The 17,693-nt window shown below is 67.2% G+C and carries 14 protein-coding genes; 6 read left to right on the top strand and 8 right to left on the bottom strand.

The window, feature by feature from the left end; genetic code table 11:
* Positions 1 to 235: 235 nt before the first annotated feature.
* From CR918_RS04295 to CR918_RS04275, 5 genes are read left to right on the top strand one after another with little or no spacing between them, the layout of a single operon-like run.
* A complete protein-coding gene (locus tag CR918_RS04295; protein WP_080149532.1) occupies positions 236 to 736 on the top strand; it encodes an RNA polymerase sigma factor in 501 nt (166 codons plus the stop codon).
* Positions 733 to 1,701 carry a FecR family protein gene (locus CR918_RS04290; RefSeq protein WP_099842130.1) on the top strand — a complete coding sequence of 323 codons (969 nt, stop codon included), beginning with the start codon at positions 733 to 735 and terminating at the stop codon, positions 1,699 to 1,701. The genes CR918_RS04295 and CR918_RS04290 overlap by 4 nt, the downstream gene beginning before the upstream one ends.
* 11 nt (positions 1,702 to 1,712) lie before the next feature.
* Positions 1,713 to 4,526, top strand: a complete 2,814-nt coding sequence (locus CR918_RS04285; RefSeq protein ID WP_099842129.1) for a TonB-dependent receptor — start codon at positions 1,713 to 1,715, stop codon at positions 4,524 to 4,526.
* A gap of 45 nt (positions 4,527 to 4,571) precedes the next feature.
* Positions 4,572 to 5,540 carry a hypothetical protein gene (locus CR918_RS04280; RefSeq protein ID WP_099842128.1) on the top strand — a complete coding sequence of 323 codons (969 nt, stop codon included), beginning with the start codon at positions 4,572 to 4,574 and terminating at the stop codon, positions 5,538 to 5,540.
* The gene (locus CR918_RS04275; protein WP_099842127.1) at positions 5,537 to 6,241 is read left to right on the top strand and encodes a hypothetical protein; all 705 of its coding nucleotides are present in this window, start codon (positions 5,537 to 5,539) and stop codon (positions 6,239 to 6,241) included. The genes CR918_RS04280 and CR918_RS04275 overlap by 4 nt, the downstream gene beginning before the upstream one ends.
* 8 nt (positions 6,242 to 6,249) lie before the next feature.
* Here the strand turns inward: CR918_RS04275 and CR918_RS04270 are convergent, their stop codons facing one another.
* From CR918_RS04270 to murJ, 7 genes are all read right to left on the bottom strand, one after another.
* Positions 6,250 to 6,915, bottom strand: a complete 666-nt coding sequence (locus CR918_RS04270; RefSeq protein WP_080149410.1) for a lysoplasmalogenase — start codon at positions 6,913 to 6,915, stop codon at positions 6,250 to 6,252.
* Positions 6,912 to 8,795: a M61 family metallopeptidase gene (locus tag CR918_RS04265; RefSeq protein ID WP_099842126.1), complete on the bottom strand. Its 1,884-nt coding sequence runs from the start codon at positions 8,793 to 8,795 to the stop codon at positions 6,912 to 6,914. Before CR918_RS04265 ends, CR918_RS04270 begins: the two co-directional genes overlap by 4 nt.
* 257 nt (positions 8,796 to 9,052) lie before the next feature.
* Positions 9,053 to 10,003: a 4-hydroxy-3-methylbut-2-enyl diphosphate reductase gene (gene ispH, locus CR918_RS04260; protein ID WP_099842125.1), complete on the bottom strand. Its 951-nt coding sequence runs from the start codon at positions 10,001 to 10,003 to the stop codon at positions 9,053 to 9,055.
* Between the two features lie 27 nt (positions 10,004 to 10,030).
* Positions 10,031 to 10,555, bottom strand: coding sequence for a signal peptidase II (lspA, locus tag CR918_RS04255; RefSeq protein WP_099783243.1), 525 nt, complete (start codon positions 10,553 to 10,555; stop codon positions 10,031 to 10,033).
* On the bottom strand, positions 10,555 to 13,386 hold the full coding sequence (gene ileS, locus CR918_RS04250; RefSeq protein WP_099842124.1) for an isoleucine--tRNA ligase: 2,832 nt from the start codon (positions 13,384 to 13,386) through the stop codon (positions 10,555 to 10,557). The genes lspA and ileS overlap by 1 nt, the downstream gene beginning before the upstream one ends.
* Complete coding sequence (locus CR918_RS04245) at positions 13,383 to 14,330, bottom strand: bifunctional riboflavin kinase/FAD synthetase (protein ID WP_099842123.1); 948 nt, start codon at positions 14,328 to 14,330, stop codon at positions 13,383 to 13,385. Before CR918_RS04245 ends, ileS begins: the two co-directional genes overlap by 4 nt.
* A 75-nt stretch (positions 14,331 to 14,405) precedes the next feature.
* Positions 14,406 to 16,010, bottom strand: coding sequence for a murein biosynthesis integral membrane protein MurJ (gene murJ / locus CR918_RS04240; RefSeq protein ID WP_059063471.1), 1,605 nt, complete (start codon positions 16,008 to 16,010; stop codon positions 14,406 to 14,408).
* Positions 16,011 to 16,126: 116 nt separating this feature from the next.
* On the opposite strand from murJ, the gene rpsT reads away from it, so the two are divergent.
* Entirely contained in the window at positions 16,127 to 16,396 is a 270-nt protein-coding gene (gene rpsT / locus CR918_RS04235; RefSeq protein ID WP_025873851.1) for a 30S ribosomal protein S20, read from the top strand.
* A gap of 190 nt (positions 16,397 to 16,586) precedes the next feature.
* Here rpsT and obgE read toward each other — a convergent pair whose 3' ends face one another.
* Positions 16,587 to 17,642: a GTPase ObgE gene (obgE, locus tag CR918_RS04230; protein ID WP_025873852.1), complete on the bottom strand. Its 1,056-nt coding sequence runs from the start codon at positions 17,640 to 17,642 to the stop codon at positions 16,587 to 16,589.
* Between the last annotated feature and the right edge of the window lie 51 nt (positions 17,643 to 17,693).

Genomic DNA, 17,693 nt, shown 5'->3' with positions numbered 1-17,693 from the left:
TCGAAAGCAGAACGCAGCAGCGGGCCCGACGCCCCCAGTCGACGGCGAGAAAAAACATGAATGCATTCACAATGGAAATGCGGAAGAAACGTGGGCTTCCCCATCCGGTCACCGTCGCGTAAAACTCGGTGACGCGTCCGTCATCGTCGTCCGAGGCCCTCCCCTGTCCGCGCCCTCCCCTTTGCTCCGTCCTGCGCCGGATCTGCCCGGGGTTCCGGATGCCTTCATCGCATTCGTGCGCGAGGAACGCGCGCCGCTGTGCGCTTTCCTGCGCGCCCGCGGTGTCGGCCCCGAGGATGCCGAGGACATCGCCCAGGACTGCATGGAGCGCCTGATCCGCTACCGCGCGCACGGCACCGAGGAGCTGCGGCTGCTGCTGTACCGCATCGCCCGCAACCGCTTGGCAGACCGCGGGCGCTCGCCACAATCGCGCAACCACCTGTCGCTGACCGAACGCGACGGCAACGAAGAAGCCGCCAGTGCTTCTCCTGATCCGCTGCGTCAGGCAGAATCCGGGCAGATGCTCGCCCTGCTGCGCCAGGCACTGTTCAAGCTGCCCGAACGTGCCCGCGAGGTGTATCTGCTCAACCGCATCACCGGGATGAGCTATACACAGATCGCCCGGCATTGCGGCATCACCGCCAAGACCGTGGAAAAACACATTGCCCGTGCATTGCAGGGCCTGCGCAAGGAGCTGGGCCCCGATCCTCTCCACAATGATGGAGATGCCGAATGATCCGCAACGACAACAGGGATGACACGTTGCTTTTTGAACACGCAAGCGCCTGGGTGGCCCGGCTGGACGCCCCCGACTGCAGCGCCGAAGAACGGCAGTCCTTCGAGGACTGGTTGGCCGAGGATCCGGCACATGTCAGCGCGTGGGTGCAGGCCGAGAAGCTGCACCAGCGCAGCGCCGGCCTGGCCAGCGACCCGTGGCTGCGCACCGCCGCCGCGCGTGCGGCACGCCGGCCGCAGCGGCGTTGGCTGCCCGGTGTCGCCGCCGCTGCAGGCGTGTGCCTGGCCGTTGGCCTGGGCTGGATGCTGTACACCGATGGCAACCCCACACCGCTGACCTACGCCAACGCCAGCCTGCTGCCGCAGCAGCGCACCCTGGCCGATGGCAGCATCGCCACGCTCGACGCCGGCACCACGCTGACCGCACGCTTCGGCTGGCGCAAGCGCGAACTGGCGCTGGAACACGGTCGCATCCAGCTGCAGGTCGAACCTTCATCGCGCTCGCTGCGGGTGCAGGCCGGCGGCAGCTCGATCCGCGATATCGGCACTACCTTCCAGGTTGAACGCCTGGCTGACGGCCGGGTCGAGGTCGCGCTGCTGGAAGGCGTGGTGGAAGTCACCAGTGGCAGTGCGCAGCACACGCTCTCGCCGGGCCAGCAGCTGCAGGTCCTGGCCTCCGGCAAGATCCAACCCGGCCCGCAGCTGTCCTCGACTGCCGCCGCCGAGGCTTGGCCGCAGGGCAGGCTGGTGTTCGACGGCACGCCCCTGGCCACTGTGGTCGAGCGCATGAACCGCTATGGCAGCACGCCACTGGTGGTCGCCGACCCGGATATCGCCGACCTCGCGGTCAGCGGCACCTTCCGTGCAGGCGACGCGCATGAACTGCTTTCCGCCCTGGAACTGGGGTGGTCCATTGCTGGCCAGCCGCGCTCGGATGGCGCGCTGGAACTGCGCCGCACCTACTGAGGCGGCGGCCGATGCCGGCGCCTGATGTGTTTCGTTGGGACGTGCTGCGCTGGGACGTGCTGCGCTGGGGTCTGCTGCAGGCCCTGTTGTGCGTTGTGCTGGTGCCCGGTGTGGCGGCAACGGCGGCGTCAGCAGAAGCCGTCAGACAGGTCGACTACCGTATCGCTCCCGGCGCCCTGCCGCCGGCCCTGCAGCAATGGGCACGCCAGAGTGGCATTGCCCTGGTGTTCGACGCACGTGAACTGACCGGCCTGCGCACCGGCGGCGTCGCCGGCTCGCTGGCGCCGGCCGCCGCACTGAAGCAGCTCGTCGCCGGCATGCCGGTGAATATCCTGCAGACCCCCAGCGGCGGATTCGTGGTCCGCCGGCACGCTGCCCCACCCGCCGTGGTCGCGCAGCCGGTACGGCGGCCACCGCCGCCCGCGCCAGCGAAGCCGGTGCAGGTGGAACTGGCGCCGATCCACGTCACCGGCAGCCGCTTGCCGCGCACCTCCGTGCAGACCACGCTGCCGGTAACGGTGATCGACCGCGAAGACATCCTGCGCAGCGGCTACGGCACGCTGTTCGACCTGTTGCGCCACCTGCCCGGCATGAACGGCCACCCGCCATTGAGCACCTCGCGCAGCGGCGACTCGCTGTACCTGCCGGTCGGCGCGGCCGCCACCACCAGCCTGGACGGCATGGGCCCGCGCGCGACCCTGTTCCTGGTCAACGGCCGGCGCCTGCCGCGTTATCCGATGGTGTCGCTGGAGGAAGGCGGGCTGACCGATCTGGGAGGCATTCCGCTCAGCTTCGTCGAGCGCATCGAGCTGGTGCGTGGCGGTGCATCGGCCATCTACGGCGCCGATGCGATGTCCGGCGTGGTCAACATCATTCTGCGTGACCAGGCCGAGGGACCGGAAGCCACGCTGCAATCGGGTGTCAGCAGCCGTGGCGATGGCGATCAGTACCGTGTGCAGGCAGCCACCGGCGGCGTGCGCGAAGGCGGCGACCGCTGGTTCGCCGGCATCGATCTGCATCGTCTGCAGCATGTGGCCGGCGACCAGCGCGACTGGCATGCGGAAACATCGCTGTACCCGATCGGGCTGATCATGCCCAACGGCGACTACTACCCGGCCACGCAGTGCCATCCGCCATTGCAGAGCGAAGACGACGGCTGCTGGTTCGACAACGCACGCCCGCGCTCGCTGCAACCGGCGTCGGAAACGCTGTCCGGCTACCTGCGTTATCGCCACGAGCGCGGTGACGGACGCTACGCCTACGTGGAAGCACGCGCCAGCCACAACCGCCAGCGTTTCGAGCTGGGCCCGACCGCCGTCGCCCTCAATTTCAGCCGTGGCGCGATCCTCAACGTGGTCCTGCAGGAAGGCGGCGAAGTGCGCCCGCGCGTGCATGCCACCGAAGGCGACATCAGTTTCGGCATGGGCCGTGAGCGCGCCGGCCGCAGTTGGGATGCTGGCCTCAGCGCGCAGCGCAGCCAGGTGGACCTGCGCACCGAAGGCACCGTGCGCAGCGAACGCCTGCTGGAAGCAGCACGCACGCTGGACTTCCTGCCCGGGTTTTCCACCCTGCCGGCGGGGCTGGCAGAGGAGCTGTTCCCGGCCATCCACAACCGCGGACGTACCGAGCAGTGGCAGGGCTGGTGGGGCATGCAGCGCACCCTGATGACACTGCCCGGCGGTGCAGCACAACTGGCCACTGGTATCGATCTGCGCCGCGAGCGCTGGACCTCGCTGCCCGATCCGCTGCTGGGCAAGGGCGAGCTGGCGCTGGGACTGCCGATGGAGCAACGCCGGCTGTCGCGGCAGAGCAACGCCGCTTACGCCGAAGTGGGCCTGCCGTTGACGCCGACACTGCGCCTGGACGTGGCCGCGCGACTGGACCGCGATGGCGGTGACACTGCGTTTTCGCCGCGTGCCGGCCTGCGCTGGAGCCCCAGCCCGCACTGGTCGTTCCTGCTGGCCAGTGGCCGCGGCTACCGCGCTCCCAGCATCTTCGAGCGCCGGCGGCCACCGGGCTACTTCGGCCTGTATGGCCTGCCCGCCTCGGAGTCCCTGCCGCCGTGCGCGCGCCCGCTGCGCGATGGCGGCTGCGCGGTGGAAGTGGAGGTGATGGAGAACGATGGGCTGAAAGCCGAGACCTCGCGCAGCCACTCGCTGGCCGCCAGCTGGACACCCAACGATGCGTTCTCGCTGTCACTGACCCACAACATCGTCGAACTGCGCAACGAGATCCTCGCCCTGCAACCCAGCGATGCCCTGTGGAATCCCGGCACCTGGGAACTGGATGAGCAGGGTCGTCTGCGTGATCTTCGCCTGTCATTCGACAACATCGGCCGCACCACCTCGCGCAACTGGGTCCTGCGTGGCGAGTACCGGGTGGATACCGGCCGCAACGGGCAGTGGCTGTTCTCGCTGGATGCGTTGAAACAGCAGGAGCTGCGTCGTGATCGCGGCCATGGCGAATCGGTGGACCTGCGCGGGCATGCCACGCCGGCGAACGCGGGCATCCTCAACGTACAGTGGCAGAACCCGTCCTGGGACATCGCCCTGCGAGGCAACCGCGTCGGCCGCACCCGCGCATGGCTGGCCGGTGAAGCGTGCGCGCAGGAGCAGCATGACCAGGGCCGTTGCATGAACCCGGCGCAGCTGCGCTGGAACCTGCATCTGGCGCGGCGGCTGAGCCCGCGCGTGATTGCCGCACTGGACGTGCACAACCTGCTTGATACGCGGCCGGTGAACCACCTGGTCGGCAGCGGCGGGCAGATGCCCGGGCTGGACGATCCACTCGGGCGCTACTTCCTGCTGACCCTGCAATTCCGCTGAGCGTAGTACCCTACGCCGCCTGTTCCACGGCGTCGAAGGCGAGTCATGAAAGCCTACCTCTGGTTCCTGGGAGCGCTCATGCTGTTCTTCGCGCTGCCCTTCCCCTGCCTGCTCTACTTCGGCACCAGCTGGCCGCTGGAAGCGGGCGACCGCAGCGCGCCCTGGCTGGCACTGGCCCTGCTGGCGACGTCGCTGACGCTATGGCTGGTGCTGCTGTACGCCTTCCTGCATTACCTGCTGCTGGCGCCACCCCGTGCGTTGCAACGTGTGCGCGGCATCCTGGCCGACGGCACGCCACGCAGCGCACGCATCGAGCAGGCCGAACAGACCGGCGTGCAGGTGCGCGGCTTCGCGCAGTGGCGGCTGCAGCTGGCCTTCGACAATCTGTCCGGCACCCCGATCACCGAAACGCTGGTCGTGGTCGACAGCAAGCCACAGCTGCAGCGCTTCACCGTGGGCAGCCCGCTGGAGGTGCTGCTCAGCCCTACACCCGGCCCCGCGCCCAACCTGATGCTGGCAGGATCGCAACCGGAACTGGACCGCGCCAGCCTGTGGCGCCGCGGCATCGGCGGCCTGATCGGCATTGTCGTGGTGGCTGCCGCGTACGTCATGGCCTATCGCCTGCAGAGCGATGGACTGGGCTGGACGTTCCTGGGCTTCGGCCATCCGCTGCTGGTCTGCCCGCTGGTGCTGTGCGGCTACCTGATCGGCCTGCGTCTGCTGGCGCGCCTGCTGGCCGGCACACTGCAGATCGACGCGCGCGGCGAAGCGCTCAAGTACCGTGGTATCGGCGCCGAAGCGCAGGTGCTCGACGTGCGCCAGACCGGCACCTACGTCAACGAACAACCGCAGGTCGAGTTCAAGCTGGAATATCTCGACCGCGAGGGCAACGTGCAGCAGGCCAGCGTGCGCCGCTTCGTTGCGCTGCTCGAACTGGCCAACATTCCACGCGGGCAGGTCGACATCCTCTACGACCCGGATGATCGCCGCAGCGTGCGCATGGAGCAGCCGTGAAGCGGCCCGTGTCCACGCCGCTGGTCTTTGCTGGCGTAGTGCTGGCCCTGGCCGGTGCCGCCACGGCGGGCGGCGCATTGCAGACCGTCAACGCGACCCTGCGTGGTGCCGCATCGACCGTGCCTGCGGATGCGATGCAACAAGACCCATGGGAACAACCGTTGCGAACGGCGGCCATCGCAACGCCACGGGCGGCGCCCGAACCGATGCCGCTGCCAAGGCGCGCGCGGCCGAACCTGCTGCTCGACAGCGAGCGCCTGCAGGTGGCACGGCAGGCGCTGGAGGCGATGCCCGGACTGGCCGGCGAACGCCTGGTCGTTTTCCACAGCATCCACTTCCATGACGACGGCCGCATCGACATCGACCTGGTCGATCCACAGCAGCCGGGCCACGTGGATAGTTATCACTACCAACGTGGACAATGGCGCAAGGGCGATGCGGTGAATCCGCACCAGTTCGCGCCGACCATCACCCTGCGCCGCAGCAGCACTGCACTGGCCAACATCGATTTCGATGCCGTACCACGGGTGACGCAGGCCCTGCAGCAACAGCGCAATGCACTGATGCGCACGCCCGCCGACGTCGGCCATGTGTATGTGGTCATCCGCAAGGGCGGCAAGCTGGTGTGGCTACCGGATGAAGTAGCCGGCGACCGCCAGACCGTACGCCTGCGCTACGACGCCAAGGGCAACCTGCAGTAGAAAAAGGGCTATCTCACCGAGCGGGCGATGGCGTACTGCGCAGCGTAGTAGGTGGACAGCACCAGCAGGCTGGCCATCGGCAGGCCACCGCCGAAGCGATCCCACGCCAGCAGGGAATCACTGGCCACGAACAGCAGTGCGCCAGCGGCAGCCCAACGCGCGCTGCCCGCTTCCAGTGCGTCGACGTGTGGCCGCTTCCAGTAGCGGGCCAGTGCCAGCACTGCCATCAGCGCCAGCACCACGACATAGGCCAGCACCGGAACGCGCATCGGCAGCGGTAGATGCGGCCACAGGCCGGTGACGTTGATCGAAGCGAATGCGGCAAGCAGCACGAAGGCAGCGAGCAATCCGCGGCCCGCGCGCAGGCCGGCACGGAACGCGGCGATGTAGCACAGGTGCGCCAGCAGGAAGGCCACCAGGCCTGGCACGAACGCGTCGATCGGCAGCATCAGCGCGATATCACCTGCACAGGACAACAGCATGCCGGCCAGCACCGCACGCCGGTAGAACGCATCGCCCGCCGGCCGCGCCTGCCAGGCGATCGCGGCGATCAGCAGCGTGGTCGCCGGCTTGGCCAACCAGTGCAGCCAGCGCCCGTCGCCGTCCAGGTAGGCGCCGATGATGGCCAGCACGGCCACCACCAGGATCAACCCATCGCGCGTGCGCAGCTTCATCGTGCCTTCCACAGCTCTGCAAGGCGATCCGGGCGGCCGGCGATGCGCTCCAGCACCGGATACTGCAGGCCACCGTGGTAGTCGATCTTCATCGTGTCGATGCGGTCGAACTGCTTGACCAGCAGCGTGACCGGGGCCTTGTCATTGGCGGCTGCAGCCACCGCATCCTTCAAGCGCTGGCTGCTGTATTCGCGGCCACCAACGGCGATCACCTTCATGCCCGGTGCCAGGCCGGCATTGAATGCCGGGCTGTCCCAGACCACATCACCGACAACGCCACTGTCGAGCACCGTCGCTCCCAGCGAGTAGGCCAGCAGCGCTGCCTTCGCGCGCTTTTCCTGCGCCTTGTAGGCCTCGTTGGGCGCATCGCGGTAGACCAGCTTCCAGCCCGCCAGTTCCAGGCCACCGGTCAACGATCCGTGCCCATCCAGGCGCTGGCGCAGGAAGCTCGCCCAGTCGTACGGCGCGATGCCGTTGAGGGTCGCCACCACGTCATCGAAGGTGTACGGATTGACGTCCCAATCGCCGTTGCCGACGCCGAAGAAGGCACGCGCGAAGTCATCCAGGCTGCGCCGGTTGCCGGTCAGCCCACGCAGCTTGCCCTCCACCTCCAGCCACAGCATCTGCCCGCCGGAGTAGTAGTCCTCGCTCATCTGGTAGTTGCGGTACGGCAGGGTGCGACGCTGCGCGATGGTCGGATCGTTGGTGGTGTCCTGCAGCGGTCGCCAGGCCAGGCCTGGGCGACCACGATCATAGGTGGCCGCCACATTGGCCAGCATGTCGCGCGCCTGCTCGCTGGACCACAGCCCCGAACGTGCGGCCAGTACCTGGCCCCAGAACTGGGTCTGCCCTTCGTACACCCACAACAGGCTGTCGCCCATCGGCGTATTGAAGTTGGCCGTGGCCAGGTCGGCACCGCGACGGTACTTGCCATTCCACGAGTGGGTGTACTCATGCGGCAGCAGGTCGCGCATCCACGCGTCGCTGTCCCACTCGGTGAAGTAGCCCGGGTCGGCGCTGTTCTCGCTGGAGCGATGGTGTTCCAGGCCAATGCCGCCGAGGCGATCGGTCAGGGCAAGCAGGAATTCGTAGTGGTCGTAGTGGCGCGCGCCGTACAGCTTGTCCGCCTGCTGCACCAGCGCACGGTGCGCCTTCAGCTGCGCGTCGGTCGGCTTCAGCGATTTGGCATCGTCGGCGAACACGTTCAGATGTACCGGCGCCTTCGCGCCCGGGTCGAGGTCGATGCGCTGGTGATGCTCACCGGCAAACAGCGGCGAATCGACCAGGTGGTCATAGGAAATCGGTTTGAACACCACGGTGTCGCCATCGCGGCGTGCGGTTTCCAGTGCAGTCGCGTAGGCCCAGTCCTTGGGCAGGGTCACGCTGGCCTGCGCCTGCAGGTTGCGCGCGTCCACGCCGGCCGGATACAGCGAGTTGGCGTTCCACTGCAGGTTGAGCATTTCCGGGGTCATCACCACCCGGCCCTGGCTGCCGCCCTGCGAAGACAGGAAATCGAAGTGGGCGACGATCTCGCTCACGCCCGCCGGCACGTCCACCTTGAACGCATACACGTTGAACTGGTCGCGCTGCCAGGCCAGCGGCTTGCCGTTGGCAGTGACGCGCAGGCCGGCCAGCTTGTCGATCGGGCCGGTGGGCGAATGGTTGCCGGGAATCCACTGCGGGTACAGCAGGGTCATCGGGCCGGGCTTGGCCGGTACGGTGGCGGTCACCTTGAAGATGCGCCGGGCCAGGTCGCGTGCATCGACGTCGATGCGCAGCAGGCCGGGGGCGGCGGCATCACCCGGTGGCGGAGTCTGCGCCAGCGCGGGCGTAGCCGCCAGCGCGAACAGCACGGACATCACCAGGGCACGGGTTTTCATCGGCAACTTCCAGCAGCAAAGGATTCCCCGATGCTAGGCCTGTGAGGTGCCGAGCCCCATGGCCGAAGGTCATGGTCAGTGGCGCATCGACCAGATGCGGCAAAGCCTCATCGGAGCGTTGGCGAAGACTGGCAGCATCCACGCATGGCGTGGATCTGCTGGAAGGCAGAGCAGTACCGGGTAGATCCACGCCACGCGTGGATGGCGTACAGCCGACAGTGCGAACCAGGGTTCGCTCCCACCGGCAGCGCTGCCGGTCAGTCGATCAGGCGCAGGCGCAGTTCCTTCGGCAGCGCGAACACCATCGATTCCGGCTCGCCGTCCAGCTCACCGATACCGGACGCGCCCAGCTCGGCCAGACGCGCCAGCACGCCATCGACCAGCACCTGCGGTGCGGAAGCACCAGCGGTCACGCCGATATGCTGCTTGCCCACCACCCACGCCGGGTCGATCTCGTGCGCACCGTCGATCAGGTAGCTCTCCACGCCTTCACGGCGGGCCAGCTCGCTCAGGCGGTTGGAATTGGAGCTGTTCGGCGAACCGACCACCAGCACCAGGTCGCAGCGCTTGGCCAGGTCGCGCACGGCGTCCTGTCGGTTCTGCGTGGCGTAGCAGATGTCGTCGTTCTTCGGGCCCTGCATCGCCGGGAAGCGCTCGCGCAGCGCATCGATGATGCCGCGCGTGTCATCCACCGACAGCGTGGTCTGGGTGGTGTAGGCGAAGTTTTCCGGCTGGTTGATGTGCAACGTGGCCACCTGCTCCACGTCCTCGACCAGGTAGATCTGGCCGGTGCCCGCTTCGCGGTTCCACTGGCCCATGGTGCCTTCCACTTCCGGGTGACCGGCGTGGCCGATCAGCACGACGTCACGGCCGGCACGGCAGTGACGGGCGACTTCGAAGTGGACCTTGGTCACCAGCGGACAGGTCGCATCGAACACTTTCAGGCCACGCCGCTCCGCTTCCTGGCGCACGGCCTGGGACACGCCATGGGCGCTGAAGATGACGGTGTTGTTGTCCGGCACTTCGTCGAGCTCCTCGACGAAGATCGCGCCGCGCTGCTTCAGGTCATCGACCACGAAGCGGTTGTGCACCACTTCATGGCGGACATAGATGGGCGCGCCCAGCGTTTCGATCGCGCGCTTGACGATCTCGATCGCACGATCGACACCGGCACAGAAACCACGCGGGTTGGCGAGCAGCACATCCATCAGTTCAGTCTCCCGGCAGCGGCCGGCTTACGGTTTCGGGTTGGCATTATCCGCCTTTTTGGCGGACTTGCCGTCGAACAGGCCGAACAGGGCGATGCCGACGGCACCCACCACGATGGCCGAATCGGCGATGTTGAACGACGGCCAGGCATGCTCGCCGACGTACCACTGGATGAAATCGACCACGTGACCATGCACCTGGCGGTCGATCACGTTGCCGATCGCACCGCCGATGATCAGCGCATAAGGCACGGCGGCCTTCCAGTTGCCACGGGCGGTAGCACGCAGCCACCAGGCCATCAGGCCGCTGATGGCGATCGCCAGCACGGTGAAGAAGTGCTTCTGCCAGCCACCGGCATCGCTCAGGAAGCTGAACGCTGCCCCGGTGTTGTAGGTGCGGTACCAGTTCCAGAAGCCGTCGATGACCACCACCGGCTGGAATTCCGGCAGGCTCGACAGCACCCAGGCCTTCGACCACTGGTCCAGGCCGATGATGACTGCCGACAGCAGCAGCCAGATCAGCGCATTGGGATGCGGGCGCGCGGCGGCCATCAGAACCAGCTCCGCACTTCGCCGGCACCGGCGACGTTGGTCACGCAGCGGCCGCACAGTTCCGGGTGGTCGGCATTGCTGCCAACGTCGGCACGGTGGTGCCAGCAGCGCACGCACTTGGCTTTCTGCGTCGGCTGCGCGCTGACGAACACCTCGTCGGTGGTCGCCGGGCGCACCTGCACGTCACCGCTGATGAACAGGAAGCGCAGTTCATCGGCCAGCGGCTGCCAGCGGGTCGCCTGCTCTTCGCTGGCGGCGATGGTGATCTCCGCTTCCAGCGCGGCGCCGATCGCACCATTGGCGCGCATCGGCTCCAGCACCTTGGCCACCTGCTCGCGCAGGGCCAGCAGCTGGTCGAAGTCGGCCGCGTTGAGCTGTGCGTCGGCCGGCAGCGGAGCCAGGCCCTCGTACCAGGTGGTGAACAGCACGTGGCCGGCACGGTCGCCCGGCAGATACCCCCACAGCTCATCGGCGGTGAAGGTCAGGATCGGCGCCACCCAGCGGGTGAACGCTTCGGCGATGTGGTACATCGCGCTCTGCGCCGAACGACGACCATCCGAATCGGTCGGCATCGTGTACAGGCGGTCCTTGGTCACGTCCAGGTACAGCGAGCCCAGGTCCACGCTGCAGAAGTTCAGCAGCAGCTGCACGATCTCGGCCATGTCGTAGTTGTCATACGCGGCCTTGATCTTCTCCTGCAGTTCCCAGGCGCGATGCACGATCCAGCGGTCCAGCGCGACCATCTCGTCGAGCGGGCGCAGGTGCTGGGCCGGATCGAAACCGTCCAGGTTGCCCAGCAGGAAGCGTGCGGTGTTGCGCAGGCGACGGTAGGCGTCGGCGGTGCGCTTGAGGATTTCCTGCGACAGCGACATCTCGTTGCTGTAGTCGGCCGAGGCGATCCACAGGCGCAGGATGTCCGCGCCCAGCTTGTTCATGATTTCCTGCGGCTCGATGCCGTTGCCCAGCGACTTGGACATCTTGCGGCCGTGCTCGTCCACGGTGAAACCGTGGGTGAGGCACTGCTTGTACGGCGCGCGCTGGTCGATGGCCACGCCGGTCAGCAGCGAGGACTGGAACCAGCCGCGATGCTGGTCCGAACCTTCCAGGTACAGGTCGGCCGGCTTGCCGAAGCCACGGGCAGCCAGCACCGCTTCGTGGGTCACGCCCGAGTCGAACCAGACATCGAGGATGTCGGTGACCTTCTCGTAGTCGGCCGCTTCAGCGCCCAGCAGTTCGGCCGCGTCCAGCGAGTACCACACGTCGATGCCTTCGGCCTGGACGCGGTCGGCCACCTGCTGCATCAGCTCCACCGAACGCGGGTGGATCTCGCCGGTCTGGCGATGGGTGAACAGTGCGATCGGCACGCCCCACGTGCGCTGGCGCGAGATGGTCCAGTCCGGGCGGCCGTCGACCATGCTCTGGATGCGCGCCTTGCCCCACGTCGGGAACCAGCCGACGGTGTCGATGGCGGCCAGCGCATCGCTGCGCAGGTTGGCCTTGTCCATCGAGATGAACCACTGCGGCGTGGCGCGGAACACCACCGGCGTTTTGTGCCGCCAGCAGTGCGGGTAGCTGTGGCGGATCTCGACGAAGGCCAGCAGCGCGCCGCTGTCGCGCAACACCTGCACGATCGCCTCCTGCGCCTTCCACAGGTGCTGGCCCGCCAGCACCACCTCGCCTGCTGGCGGGGTCGATTCCAGGTATACGCCACGGCCGTCAACCGGGGTCACCTGGCCGGCGTTGTACTTGTCCAGCAGGCCGTACTTCTGGCTGACCACGTAGTCTTCCTGGCCGTGGCCGGGGGCGGTATGCACCGCACCGGTACCGTCCTCGTCGGACACGTGTTCGCCATTGAGCACGAGGATCTCGCGCTCCGGGTAGAACGGATGGATCAGCAGCTGGTTTTCCAGCGCCGAACCTTCGGCCTCACCGTGCAGCACCACCGCGTCCACGCCGTAGCGCTGCAGCGAGCGCTCGGCCAGTGCAGCGGCCAGCACCAGCCAACGGCGCTTGCCGTTGTGCGCCGGGCCTTCGGCCAGCACGTAGCGGATGTCCGCGCCCAGCGATACCGCCAGCGAGGCCGGCAGCGTCCACGGGGTGGTGGTCCAGATCGGCACGGCCACTTCCACGTCGGCCGGCACGCTTACGCCGAACGCCTGCGCCACGGCCTGCGCATCGCGCGCGGTGTAGGCCACGTCGATCGCCGGCGAGGTCTTTTCCTGGTATTCGATCTCGGCCTCGGCCAGCGCCGAACCGCAGTCGAAGCACCAGTACACCGGCTTGGCGCCGCGCAGCAGGTGGCCGTTGGCGATGACCTTGGACAGCGCGCGGATCTCGTTGGCCTCGAAATCGAAGCTCAGGGTCTTGTACGGGTTGTCCCAGTCGCCGGTGACGCCCAGGCGCTTGAAGTCGGCGCGCTGGATGTCGATCTGCTCCTCGGCGAACTCGCGGCACTTCTGCCGGAACGCGACCGCATCGAGCTTCACCCCGACCTTGCCCCACTTCTTTTCCACCGCGATTTCGATCGGCAGGCCATGGCAGTCCCAGCCCGGCACATAGGGCGCATCGAAGCCGGCCAGGTAGCGCGACTTGACGATGATGTCCTTGAGGATCTTGTTGACCGCATGGCCCAGGTGGATGCGCGCATTGGCGTACGGCGGGCCGTCATGCAGCACGAACAGCGGGCGGCCGGCGGCGTTGTCGCGCAGCTGCTGGTAGAGCCCCTGCTCTTCCCAGCGCGCCAGAATGCCCGGCTCGCGCTTGGGCAGGTCGCCGCGCATCGGGAATTCGGTGGCCGGCAGGTTGAGGGTGGTCTTGTAGTCCTGGCTCACGCAGTGGCTCGCAATCTATGTTCGGAAAGGATGGCACGCGCCTGTTCGGCGTCGCGGTGCATCTGGTCGGTCAGCGCCGCCAGATCGTTGAATTTCTCTTCGTCACGCAGTTTGGCAACGAATTCGACTTCGATGTGACGCCCGTACAGGTCGCCCTGGAAATCAAACAGGTGCGCCTCCAGCAGCGGCTCCACGCCGTCCACGGTCGGCCGGGTACCGAAACTGGACACCGACGGCCACGGCTGGTCGAACACCCCGTGCACCCAGGTCGCGTAGATGCCCGACAGTGCCGGGGTCTTCGGGAAACGCAGGTTGGCGGTGGGGAATCCCAGCGTACGGCCGAGCTGGCGCCCGCGCACGACCCGCCCGCTGATCGAGTACGGGCGACCGAGCAGGTCGCCGACGCGGACGAAGTCGCCTTCCTGCAGCAGCTGGCGGATACGGGTGCTGGAGATGCGGTCACCATGCAGGTCGACCGCTTCGATCTCGCCGGCGCTGAAACCGAGCTCGGCGCCCAGCGCCTGCAGCAGGGCCAGATCGCCACGGCGACGGTTGCCGAAACAGAACTCCGGCCCGATCCACACCTCGCGGGCATTCAGGCGCTGCGCCAGCAGCTGGCGCACGAAGGTTTCAGCGGGCATCGCCGCCATCGCCGCGTCGAAGCGCAGCAGGCCGATCGCATCAACGCCCAGTTCGTGCAGGATCTCGACCTTGCTGCGTGCCAGGGTCAACCGCGGCGGCGGCGTACCCTGGGCGAAGAACTCACGCGGCAAGGGCTCGAAGGCCACCGCCACCGCAGCCACACCCAAGGCGCGCGCACGCGCGACCGCGTGCCGCACCAGCGCACGATGGCCCAGGTGGAGGCCGTCGAATGCACCGATGCAGACCACGCTTCCGTTGGGGAACAGCTCCCCGCCCTCGACGCTTCTGAACAGCCTGCTCATCAACTCTCGTTCCGGCCGGCCGAAGCCCGCCCCTTCAATGGTGTAACCCTGAAGTATAGCCGCCGGGAGCCACGATCAATGCCCACGCAGATCGCGCGGACGGAAGCCCATCGCCACCATCGCAAGCAGATAGGTCAGCCCGCCACCGCCGACCAGCAGGCCGAGCGCGCCGATCCGTTCCCACACGCCCATCGACGAGAAGCCCGGCAGCCAGTACAGCAGGGCCAGCAGCACGCCGACCATCGCCGTGCACGCCAGCAACAGGCGCAGCAGGTAGCCGCCCCAGCCCGGCCGCCGCTGGTAGACATCGGTCTTGCCCAGCCAGTACCAGAGCAGCCCCAGGTTCAGGTAACTGGACAGCGCGCTGGCGATGCCCAGCGCCAGGTGCAGGCCGGGCTGCTTGCCCAGCGCCGCCATCACCCCCTGCGCCTTCAGCTCATCGGGCACCATCACCTGGTACAGCACCGCCAGCAGCGCGAAGTTGAACACCATGTTGGCCACCAGCGCGGCGACACCGGCGCGCACCGGCGTCCTGGTGTCCTGGCGAGCGTAGAACGCCGGCAGCACCACCTTCAGCAGCGCGAACGCCGGCAGGCCGAAGCTCAGGCCGTACACCGACAGCGCCGTCATGCGGGTGTCGAAGGCGGTGAACTGGCCGTGCTGGAAGATCGTGGAGATCAGCGGTTCGGCCAGCAGCAGCAGGCCGAGCATGGCCGGCACCGAGATCAGCAGGGTCATGCGCAGGCCCCAGTCCAGCGAGCGCGAGAAGCCTTCGCGGTCGGTGCTGACGTGGTGCCGTGCCAGCGCCGGCAGGATCACCGTGCCCAGGGCCACGCCGAACACACCCAGCGGCAGCTCCAGGAAGCGGTCGGCCAGCGACAGCCAGGACTGCGAGCCATCGGTCAGCTTGGCGGCGATGACGGTGTCCAGCAGCAGGTTGATCTGCGCCACCGACGAACCGAACAGGGTCGGTACCATCAGCGTCATCACCTTGCGCACGCCCGGATGGTTCCAGCCCCAGCGCGGCAGGGTCAGCAGGTCGATGCCCTTCAACGAAGGCAGCTGGAACAGCAGCTGCAGCAGGCCGGCGGCCAGCACGGCCCAGCCCAGGGCGAGGATCTGCTTTTCCGGGGTGCCACCCAGCCGCGGCGCCAGCCACAGTGCGCCGGCGATCATGCACAGGTTGAGGATGACCGGGGTCAGCGCCGGCATCGCGAAGCGCTGGAAACTGTTCAGCGCACCGCCGGCCAGGGCGGTCAGCGAGACGAACAGCAGGAACGGGAAGGTCAGGCGGAACAGGTCGACCAGCAGGCCCTGCTTGGCCGGGTCGGTATCCACCCCACTGGAGAAGACCGAGGCCAGCTGCGGGGCGAAGATCAGCGCCAGCGCGGTGACCAGCATCAGCACGCCGCCCAGGGTGCCGGCGGTGCGGGCCATCAGTTCACGCAGCTCGGCGTGGCTGCGGGTTTCCTTCACCTCGGTGAACACCGGCACGAATGCGGTGGCAAAGGAACCCTCGGCGAACAGCCGGCGCAGGAAATTGGGTATCCTGAAGGCGACCCAGAAAGCATCGGTGATGGCGTTGGTGCCGAAGGTCGAGGTCACCACCTGGTCCCGGACCAGGCCGAGAACCCGCGAGACCATGGTCATGCTGCTGAACGACAGCAGGCCCCGCAACATCTTGGGTGAACTCACTCAACGTCCCTCTTGACAATCGACTTGACGTACATTTCTTACGCCATCATACTAGCTAGCTTGCTGTTCCCATAACACCGATTTTTCAGGAAACCACCACCGTGGCCAATATCAAGTCCGCCAAGAAGCGCGCCAAGCAGACCGTCGTGCGCAACGCGCGCAACGTGGCTCAGCGCTCGATGCTGCGCACCGCTGTCAAGAAAGTGATCAAGGCGCTGGACGCCAACGATGCCGCCGGCGCTCAAGCCGCCTTCGCCGTTGCCCAGCCGATCCTGGATCGTTTCAGCGCGCGTGGCCTGATCCACAAGAACAAGGCTGCTCGCCACAAGAGCCGCCTGAACGACCGCATCAAGGCCCTCCAGGCCGCCTGATCCGGTTGGTTGCTGGAGCCCCGGCTCCGGCAGCACGCAAAAGCCCGGCTTCGGCCGGGTTTTTTGTTGCCTGCAATCTTGCGATGCCCGGGGTCGGATCCCTTTTCCACAGGAAAAGGGATCCGACCCCATTCGGCCGCCAACAAAAAACCCGGCCGAAGCCGGGTTTTTCGCGGGAACCACAACGGCATTACTGCGCGTTGCGTGCCGCCTCGAGCTCGTCTTCCTTCTGGCGATCGAAGAACGCCATGATCCGGCTCATGATCGGGAAGGTGCCTTCGCGACCCAGTGCGGACACCAGGAACCACGGCTCCTTCCAGCCCAGCTCTGCGACGATCTTCTCGGCAGCGGCCTTGGCCTCGTCCTCGAACATCAGGTCGGCCTTGTTCAGCACCAGCCAGCGCGGCTTGGCCAGCAGCTCCGGATCGTGCTTTTCCAGTTCGCGCTCGATGGCACGCACCTGCTCGACCGGCGACACACCTTCCACACCCCCTTCCATCGGCGAAATGTCGACGAGATGCAGCAGCAGGCGGGTGCGCTGCAGGTGGCGCAGGAACTGCGCGCCCAGGCCGGCACCGTCGGCAGCACCTTCGATCAGGCCCGGAATATCGGCGATCACGAAGCTGCGGTAGTTTTCCACCTTCACCACACCCAGGTTCGGGTACAGCGTGGTGAACGGGTAATCGGCCACCTTCGGCGTTGCCGCAGAGACGGCGCGGATCAGGGTGCTCTTGCCGGCGTTGGGGAAGCCCAGCAGGCCGACATCGGCCAGCAGCTTCAGCTCCAGCTTCAGCGTGCGCTCCTCACCCGGCTCACCCGGCAGCGCCTGGCGCGGCGAGCGGTTGGTGGAGCTCTTGAAATGCATGTTGCCCAGGCCGCCGCGGCCGCCCTTGGCCACCAGCAGGCGATCACCATGCTGGGTCAGGTCGCCGATGATTTCATCGGTGGCCACGTTGATGATCACGGTGCCGACCGGCACGGTGATGACCATGTCTTCGCCACCCTTGCCATAGGCCTGGCGGCCCATGCCGTTCTCGCCGCGCTGCGCCTTGAAGATGCGGTCATGGCGGAAGTCGACCAGGGTGTTGAGGTTTTCGTCGGCGCGGATCCACACGCTGCCGCCCGCACCGCCGTCGCCGCCGTCCGGGCCGCCGAGCGGAATGAACTTCTCGCGACGGAAGCCAATGCAGCCGTTGCCGCCGTTGCCGGCGAACACTTCGATTTCTGCTTCGTCTACCAGTTTCATTGTTTCGATGCCTGCGATGGGCGCGGCATGCACGCCGCCACCTTGATGTAG

The organism is Stenotrophomonas indicatrix, from assembly GCF_002750975.1.
Taxonomy (GTDB): Bacteria; Pseudomonadota; Gammaproteobacteria; order Xanthomonadales; family Xanthomonadaceae; genus Stenotrophomonas; species Stenotrophomonas indicatrix.
This window is presented reverse-complemented; position numbering and strand designations above follow the sequence as displayed.

What these genes read in the sequence shown, in the direction of transcription:
- lspA (WP_099783243.1), bottom strand. Translation starts at nt 10,555, where the DNA reads ATGGCCGCCGCGCGCCCGCATCCCAATGCGCTGATCTGGCTGCTGCTG.
- CR918_RS04270 (WP_080149410.1), bottom strand. Translation starts at nt 6,915, where the DNA reads ATGAAGCTGCGCACGCGCGATGGGTTGATCCTGGTGGTGGCCGTGCTG.
- CR918_RS04290 (WP_099842130.1), top strand. Translation starts at nt 733, where the DNA reads ATGATCCGCAACGACAACAGGGATGACACGTTGCTTTTTGAACACGCA.
- ispH (WP_099842125.1), bottom strand. Translation starts at nt 10,003, where the DNA reads ATGGATGTGCTGCTCGCCAACCCGCGTGGTTTCTGTGCCGGTGTCGAT.
- CR918_RS04280 (WP_099842128.1), top strand. Translation starts at nt 4,572, where the DNA reads ATGAAAGCCTACCTCTGGTTCCTGGGAGCGCTCATGCTGTTCTTCGCG.
- obgE (WP_025873852.1), bottom strand. Translation starts at nt 17,642, where the DNA reads ATGAAACTGGTAGACGAAGCAGAAATCGAAGTGTTCGCCGGCAACGGC.
- CR918_RS04285 (WP_099842129.1), top strand. Translation starts at nt 1,713, where the DNA reads ATGCCGGCGCCTGATGTGTTTCGTTGGGACGTGCTGCGCTGGGACGTG.
- murJ (WP_059063471.1), bottom strand. Translation starts at nt 16,010, where the DNA reads ATGTTGCGGGGCCTGCTGTCGTTCAGCAGCATGACCATGGTCTCGCGG.
- CR918_RS04245 (WP_099842123.1), bottom strand. Translation starts at nt 14,330, where the DNA reads ATGAGCAGGCTGTTCAGAAGCGTCGAGGGCGGGGAGCTGTTCCCCAAC.
- CR918_RS04265 (WP_099842126.1), bottom strand. Translation starts at nt 8,795, where the DNA reads ATGAAAACCCGTGCCCTGGTGATGTCCGTGCTGTTCGCGCTGGCGGCT.